We start from the raw sequence: 6,524 nt of genomic DNA on the forward strand, positions 1-6,524 counted from the left end.
AGAGAGGTGGTGGGCACGCTTTCGCTTTGCCCACCCTACGGCACCGTCGTTCAGGCGACAGCGCGCCTGCCAATAATCGCAAATCGCAGCTTGCCCGAGATGAAATCGATCGCGGCGACCGCGACCAGAATCATCAGGATCAGGAACGAGACCTTCTGCCATTCAAGCACGCGGATCTGCTCGGCGAGCTGGAGGCCGATACCGCCGGCGCCGACGATTCCGATGATGGTAGCCGAGCGCGTGTTCGATTCGATGAAATAAAGAACCTGGCCGGCAATGACCGGCAGCACCTGCGGCATCAGGCCGAAGCGGATCTCGTGCAGCGCGCTGCCGCCCGAGGCACGGATGCCCTCGACCTGCTTCTGGTCGGCGCCTTCGATCGCCTCCGAAAAGAGCTTTCCGAATGCGCCGAAATCCGACACGGCAATGGCGAGCACCCCGGCGAACGGACCGAGCCCGACCACGTTGATCCACACCAGCGCCCAGATCAGCGTATCAACGCCGCGGATCGAATCGAGGAACCGCCGCACCGGGAAGCGGACGATGCCCGGCACGATATTGCGCGCCGCAAACAAGCTGATGGGCAGCGCCATCAGGGCTGCGAGCGTGGTGCCGAGCAGCGCGATCGACAGCGTCTCGCCCAGCGCCTTCAGATAGAGCGGCAGCGACGAGCCGGGATCGGGCGGGATCATCATCATGCTGATCCAGCCGAGCTGGCTCAGCCCCGAGACGAAGCGCGACGGCGAAAAATCGAGATCGACCAGGCCGAATACGAATATCGCGAGCGCCGCGACGAGCATCGCAGGCGTCGCCAGGCGTGCCGATGCCGGCCGGTTGAAGACATCGGGGTAGCGCGCGCGGAGCTCCGCGGTGTTGACGTCCTGGAGCTTGCTCAATTCCGCGCCTCCTTGCCGAACAGGCGGCCACGCACCCAGCCGGTCGTGATGTCGATCAGGAAGACCGTGACGATGATGGTCACGAGGATCGCGCTGACGTCGGAGTAGTAAAACTTGCGGATCGCGACGATGAGCTCCTGCCCGATGCCGCCGGCGCCGACAAAGCCCATCACCGAGGCCTCGCGCACGTTGATCTCGAAGCGCAGCAACGTGTAGCTGGCATAGCCCGCCGAGACTTGCGGCAGGATCGCAAAGCGCATGCAGGCGATCCAGCTCGCCCCGGTGGAGCGGATGCCCTCGACCGGCTTCATGTCGGCGTTCTCGACGATCTCCGAGAACAGCTTGCCGAGCGCGCCGGTGGAGTGAATGGCGATCGCGAGCACGCCCGCCATCGGACCGAGCCCGAACGCGATGACGAAGATCAGCGCGAAGACGATGCCGGGCACAGTGCGGGCGAATTCGAGCAAGCGCCGCACCGTGAAGCGCAGCCAGGGCGCGGGCGAGGTATTTTCAGCCGCAAAGAAATTGAGGGCGAAGGCGAGGACGGCGCCGGACAGTGTGCCGACATAGGATATCAGCAAGGTCTCGCCGAGCAGCTTCAGCCATTTGTGCAAGCCCCAGAACCATTCGCGGAAATCGGTCCAGACCCGCTGGCCGCTGTCGAGCGTGAAAATGCGGTCGAAATAGCTTATGAAGTTGCCGAAATAAGTGAAGAAGGTGCGCAGATTCACTTCGGCGCCGACGGCGGCCACGATCAGCGCGACGATGAACAGAGCAAGTCCGCCCGTCACCTGCAGGCGTCTGCGCGCCACCGCCTTGCGGTAAGCGGCGTTGAGGGCTGCGAGCTGTTGCTCGGGAAGGATCGAAACCGCAACCGTCATTGAAATACGGATCCATCAAGAAAAGAGCCGGGTCCGAGACCCGGCTCGAGTAGCGTCGTCCCGACGAAATCAGGACGCCTTCTTGCGCAAAGCGTCGACGAACTTAATCAGCTCGATGGTTTTGTTGTAATCGTCGTTGGCGATCGGCTCCCACGGCTTGTTCTTGCCGTCGGAGAGCTTCTTGAACGCCTCGGGATCCTTCTGCGCCGCATCGAGGAAGGCCTTCTTGATCGCGGCCTTCATGTCGTCGGGCAGGTCGCTGAGATAGGCGTAGGGCGAGTTGATGATGAGGTCGGACTTGACGATGATGCGGAAGTCTTCCTTCTTCATCACGGTGCCGTCGGACGACTTCACCATGCCCTTGTTGAGCATACGGGTCAGGTTGGAGTCGTCGTCCGCATTCCACCAATTGGCGGCGACGTCGACGGTGCCCTGGGCGAGCGCGAGAACGGCGTTCTCGTGGCTGCCGGTGAAGACCACCTTGGAGAAATAGGAATCGGGATCGATGCCCATCGCGTTCAGCTTGAAGCGGGGCATGTTGTTGCCCGAGGTCGAGTTCGGATCGACCAGACCCAAATTCTTGCCCTTGAGGTCCTCGATCTTCTGGTATGGCGATTTCGCCAGCACGTAGAACACCGAGTAGTAGCCCTTCGAGCCGTCGGAGTTGACGTCGATGACGAAGGCATCGGTCTTCACGCCGGTCAGGCGGGCGCGTGCGAAGGAGGCAGGGCCGTAATAGCCGATGTGGATGTTGCCGGCACGCTGACCTTCGATGAGCGCGGCGTAGTCATTGGCGACGCGCAGCGTGACCTTCACGCCCAGTTCCTTCGACAGATAGTTGATGAAGGGGCCATAGCGCTCGGTCACGCCCGAGCCGTTCTCGGCCGGAATCGCGGCGAAGGTGATTTCCGGATATTTCGTCTTCCAGTCTTCGGCCGAAGCGGATCCGGCAAAGGTCAGCGCGGCTGCGCCGGCGAGAATTAATCTGCGAGTGATCATGATGCCCTCATCTGATAGGATCGGTGGACGCAAATACAGGTAACGACGGATGCGACGCGGCTCAGGCCGCGGCGGCCGTTCCGAGTGCCGGGACGCCCTCGGGCGCCGGGGCCGGTGTGCCGCCCATGACATCGGCGGCTTCGAGATCGTAGAGCTCACGCGCGACGAGATCGGTCAGCGCGGCCGGCGCGCCGTCGAACACCACGCGCCCCTGCGCCATGCCGATCAGGCGGTCGCAATAGCTGCGCGCCAGATCGAGCGAATGCAGGTTGCAGAGAACGGTGATGCCAAAATGCTTGTTGATGCGCAGCAGCGCATCCATGACGATCTTGGTGTTGCGCGGGTCGAGCGAGGCGATCGGCTCGTCGGCGAGGATGATGTCGGGCTGCTGCACCAGCGCCCGCGCGATCGCGACGCGCTGTTGCTGACCGCCGGAGAGCTGGTCGGCGCGCTGGGCGGCGAGCGGGGCGATGTCGAATTGCTCGAGCGCCGACATGGCCAGCGCCTTGTCCTGCTCGGGCCAGATCTGCGACAGCGAGCGCCAGGCGGGCATGGTGGCCAGCCGCCCCATCAGCACGTTGGTCAGCACGTCGAGCCGGCCGACCAGGTTGAATTGCTGGAAGATCATCGCCGATCGCGCCCGCCACTGCCGCAGCTCCTTGCCGCGTAGTGCCGTGACGTCGAGGCCGTCGAACAGGATCCGGCCCTGCGTCGGGGTGACCAAGCGATTGATGGTTCGCAGCAGGGTCGACTTGCCGGCGCCGGAGCGCCCGATCACGCCGACGAAGCCGCCGGGGGAAATTTGAAACGACGCGTCGTCCACCGCGGCTTTTGCGCCGAAGCGGCACGTCAGACCTTCCACCACCAGCATGCAGGGCTCCAGAGTAGCTGACTCCCACCGCTAATCCCGGCGCTTGACACTTGTGTGACACTGCCAGGTCGGTGCGGCAATGCAACACACCTCGTCCCCGTCATCGTGCTGTCATGACATTGTCATCAAGCCACTCGAAGACGGGCTCTCCCCCTCGAACGCCCGGATGCAACATGGCCAAGCTGCTATCGGTCGAGCCGACCATCGATCCTTCGGCGAAGCTGCACGAGGTCAAGCTTGGCGCCTATACTGAAGTTGGCGCGCGCACCATCCTGCACGAAGTGGCGATGGGCGATTACTCCTACGTCGTCAACGACGCGCAGATCACCTACGCGACCATTGGAAAGTTCTGCTCGATCGCGGCGATGACGCGTATCAATCCCGGCAATCATCCTATGCACCGCGCCACCCAGGCGCATTTCACCTACCGCTCCAGCGCCTACTTCCCGGGCGAGAGCGACGACGACGACTTCTTCGAATGGCGACGCCGGCATCACGTCCATATCGGGCATGACGTCTGGATCGGCCATGGCGCAGTGGTGCTGCCGGGCCGAAATATCGGCACCGGTGCGGTGATTGCGGCGGGTGCCATCGTCACCAAGGACGTGCCGGCCTACACCATCGTGGCGGGAAATCCCGCGCGGATCGTGCGGCGGCGGTTCTCGGAGGAGGTTGCCGGGCGGCTTGCAAAGCTGGCATGGTGGGACTGGGATCACGACAAATTGCGTGCGGCGCTGCCCGATTTCCGCGAGCTCGCGATTGAAGATTTCCTGACGACATACGAAGCAGGGGCACATTCCTCTGCCAGCAAACGAAGCGCGGTCGCGTGACAGATATATTCATCGAAGGTGGCCGGACCCTGATCGGCTCCGAGCTTGCCGAAACATCTCTCTCCGTATCCGGAACCGACATTGGGCAGATCGATGCGTCACGTGGCCGCGCGCGGCTGGCGATTGATGCGCGCAATTTGCTGGTGCTGCCCGGCATCGTCGACCTTCACGGCGATGCCTTCGAACGCCAGATGATGCCGCGCGCCGGCGTCGACTTCCCGATCGACGTCGCGCTGGCCGACACCGACCGCCAAGTGATTAGCAACGGCATCACCACCGTGTTCCACGCCACGACCTGGTCGTGGGAACCGGGCCTGCGCAGCGGCGACAATGCAAGGCGCCTGCTCGAGGCGATCGAACGGCAGCGTCCGCAGTTCGCCGCCGATACCCGTTTCCACCTGCGTCACGAGACCTACAATCTGGATGCCGAGGAGGAGATCGGCCGGTGGCTCGCCGAGGGCCGCGTCGACCTGTTCGCCTTCAACGACCATATGGACGGGGTCGTTGCCGACATCTCGAATCCACGCAAGCGCAACCGCATGGTGGAGCGCACCGGCCTGCCGAGCGAGGATTTCGACAAGCTCGTCGCACGGATCGTCTCGCGCGCGGCCGGTGTTCCGGCATCGATCATCCGGATCGCGGCTGCGGCCCGCGCGGCCGAGGTGCGGATGCTGTCGCATGACGATCAGACGCCGGCGATGCGCCGGAATTTTCGCGACATGGGCGTGCGGCTCGCCGAGTTTCCGGTCAACGAGGAGACGGCGCACGAGGCAGCAAGTCACGGCGACGCCATTGTCTACGGCGCCCCGAACGTCGTGCGCGGCGGTAGCCACACCGGCTGGACCAAGGCCTCCGACATGATCGCCAAGGGGCTCTGCACGGTGCTGGCCTCAGACTATTACTATCCGGCGCCGCTGCTCGCCGCATTCCGCCTTGCCGCCGACCGCGTGCTGCCGCTGACGGACGCCTGGAAGCTGATCTCGTCGGCGCCGGCGCAGGCAGCCGGCCTGACCGACCGAGGCACGCTCGCTGCCGGGCATCGCGCCGACATTTTGCTCGTCGACGACAGCGTGCCGATGCGGCCGCGGCTGGTTGCGGTCATCGCCGCCGGCAAGCTCGTGCTTCTCGCCGATGCGACGCGGCTCGCTGCAATCGCGGCGACCCCGCGCGAGACTGTCGTTGCGGCGTAAATTGGTTATGCTCCGGCAATGACAGGTTTTCCCCGCTACGCAATTTATTTCGCCGCCGGCGCTGGTCACGCGCTGTCGCGATTTGGCGCGGAACTGCTCGGCTATGATGCCTACACCGGTGACGAACTGCCCTTTCCCGGCGATGCCTTGCATGTCGCAGCCGACTGGCGCGACATCACCGCCGATCCTCGCAAATACGGCTTTCACGGCACGCTGAAGGCGCCGATGGCGCTGACATCAGACAGGACCGAAGCCGAACTCGTAGCAGCGTGCGCGACATTCGCCGGCAAAACGCGGCCGCTCCCGGTGATCCGACCGGTGGTCGACTCGATAAGCGGCTTCATCGCGGTCATTCCGACCGAACCGGTCGATGCGCTCCAACAGTTTGCCGCCGACTGCGTCCGCGATTTCGATTCCTTCCGCGCCTCTTTGACGGCGGAGGATCGCGCGCGGCGCAAGCCCGAGAAGCTCACCGAGCGGCAGCGCGATTATCTCGATCGCTGGGGCTATCCTTACGTGATGGAGGAATTCCGCTTCCACATGACGCTGACGGGGCGGCTCGATGCGGAGCGGCGCGGGCCGATCCTGCAGATGCTGCGGGCGAGGTTTACAGGGCTTGGCCTCGATACGCTCGCGATCGATCGCATTGCGCTGTTCAGGCAGGATGATGCGAAGGCGCGCTTCCGCATCATCGGCGAGTGGAAGCTGGTGAGTCAGGCGGGCTCGCGCGTCATATAAGGTGTCGTCCCGGCGAAGGCCGGCAACTGTTATGTTGATGGTTCGACCTTATAGATTTTTCGGTCGCGCAGCATGGCGTTGAGGATGGTCAGCAGCTTCCTGGCGACAGCAATGAGGGC

At 63.8% G+C, this 6,524-nt stretch carries 7 protein-coding genes; 3 read left to right on the forward strand and 4 right to left on the reverse strand.

Annotated elements, in window-relative coordinates:
• Nucleotides 1-50: 50 nt before the first annotated feature.
• The 4 genes from phnE (JQ621_RS29895) to phnC form a co-directional block, all read right to left on the reverse strand.
• Nucleotides 51-896 (reverse strand): phosphonate ABC transporter, permease protein PhnE, encoded by an 846-nt coding sequence (gene phnE, locus JQ621_RS29895; protein ID WP_212240292.1) that lies wholly within the window; start codon nucleotides 894-896, stop codon nucleotides 51-53.
• A complete protein-coding gene (gene phnE, locus JQ621_RS29900) occupies nucleotides 893-1,777 on the reverse strand; it encodes a phosphonate ABC transporter, permease protein PhnE (protein ID WP_212240294.1) in 885 nt (294 codons plus the stop codon). The genes phnE (JQ621_RS29895) and phnE (JQ621_RS29900) overlap by 4 nt, the downstream gene beginning before the upstream one ends.
• 69 nt (nucleotides 1,778-1,846) lie before the next feature.
• Nucleotides 1,847-2,776: a phosphonate ABC transporter substrate-binding protein gene (phnD, locus tag JQ621_RS29905; protein ID WP_212240296.1), complete on the reverse strand. Its 930-nt coding sequence runs from the start codon at nucleotides 2,774-2,776 to the stop codon at nucleotides 1,847-1,849.
• 61 nt (nucleotides 2,777-2,837) lie between these two features.
• The gene (phnC, locus tag JQ621_RS29910) at nucleotides 2,838-3,647 is read right to left on the reverse strand and encodes a phosphonate ABC transporter ATP-binding protein (RefSeq protein WP_212240298.1); all 810 of its coding nucleotides are present in this window, start codon (nucleotides 3,645-3,647) and stop codon (nucleotides 2,838-2,840) included.
• Nucleotides 3,648-3,820: 173 nt separating this feature from the next.
• Here phnC and JQ621_RS29915 point away from each other — a divergent pair, with 173 nt between their 5' ends.
• The 3 genes from JQ621_RS29915 to JQ621_RS29925 are packed head-to-tail and all read left to right on the forward strand — an operon-like array spanning nucleotide 3,821 to nucleotide 6,405.
• Entirely contained in the window at nucleotides 3,821-4,477 is a 657-nt protein-coding gene (locus tag JQ621_RS29915) for a transferase hexapeptide repeat family protein (RefSeq protein ID WP_212240307.1), read from the forward strand.
• Nucleotides 4,474-5,667: an alpha-D-ribose 1-methylphosphonate 5-triphosphate diphosphatase gene (locus JQ621_RS29920; RefSeq protein ID WP_212240309.1), complete on the forward strand. Its 1,194-nt coding sequence runs from the start codon at nucleotides 4,474-4,476 to the stop codon at nucleotides 5,665-5,667. The genes JQ621_RS29915 and JQ621_RS29920 overlap by 4 nt, the downstream gene beginning before the upstream one ends.
• Before the next feature lie 18 nt (nucleotides 5,668-5,685).
• Nucleotides 5,686-6,405: a DUF1045 domain-containing protein gene (locus JQ621_RS29925; protein ID WP_212240311.1), complete on the forward strand. Its 720-nt coding sequence runs from the start codon at nucleotides 5,686-5,688 to the stop codon at nucleotides 6,403-6,405.
• The last annotated feature ends 119 nt before the right edge of the window (nucleotides 6,406-6,524 follow it).

Origin of the sequence: Bradyrhizobium manausense (genome assembly GCF_018129685.1) — a bacterium.
Classification (GTDB): domain Bacteria; phylum Pseudomonadota; class Alphaproteobacteria; order Rhizobiales; family Xanthobacteraceae; genus Bradyrhizobium; species Bradyrhizobium manausense_D.

Excerpts from the sequence above, each read along its gene's own strand:
- phnE (WP_212240294.1), bottom strand. The coding sequence starts at position 1,777 with ATGACGGTTGCGGTTTCGATCCTTCCCGAGCAACAGCTCGCAGCCCTC.
- phnD (WP_212240296.1), bottom strand. The coding sequence starts at position 2,776 with ATGATCACTCGCAGATTAATTCTCGCCGGCGCAGCCGCGCTGACCTTT.
- phnC (WP_212240298.1), bottom strand. The coding sequence starts at position 3,647 with ATGCTGGTGGTGGAAGGTCTGACGTGCCGCTTCGGCGCAAAAGCCGCG.
- JQ621_RS29915 (WP_212240307.1), top strand. The coding sequence starts at position 3,821 with ATGGCCAAGCTGCTATCGGTCGAGCCGACCATCGATCCTTCGGCGAAG.
- JQ621_RS29925 (WP_212240311.1), top strand. The coding sequence starts at position 5,686 with ATGACAGGTTTTCCCCGCTACGCAATTTATTTCGCCGCCGGCGCTGGT.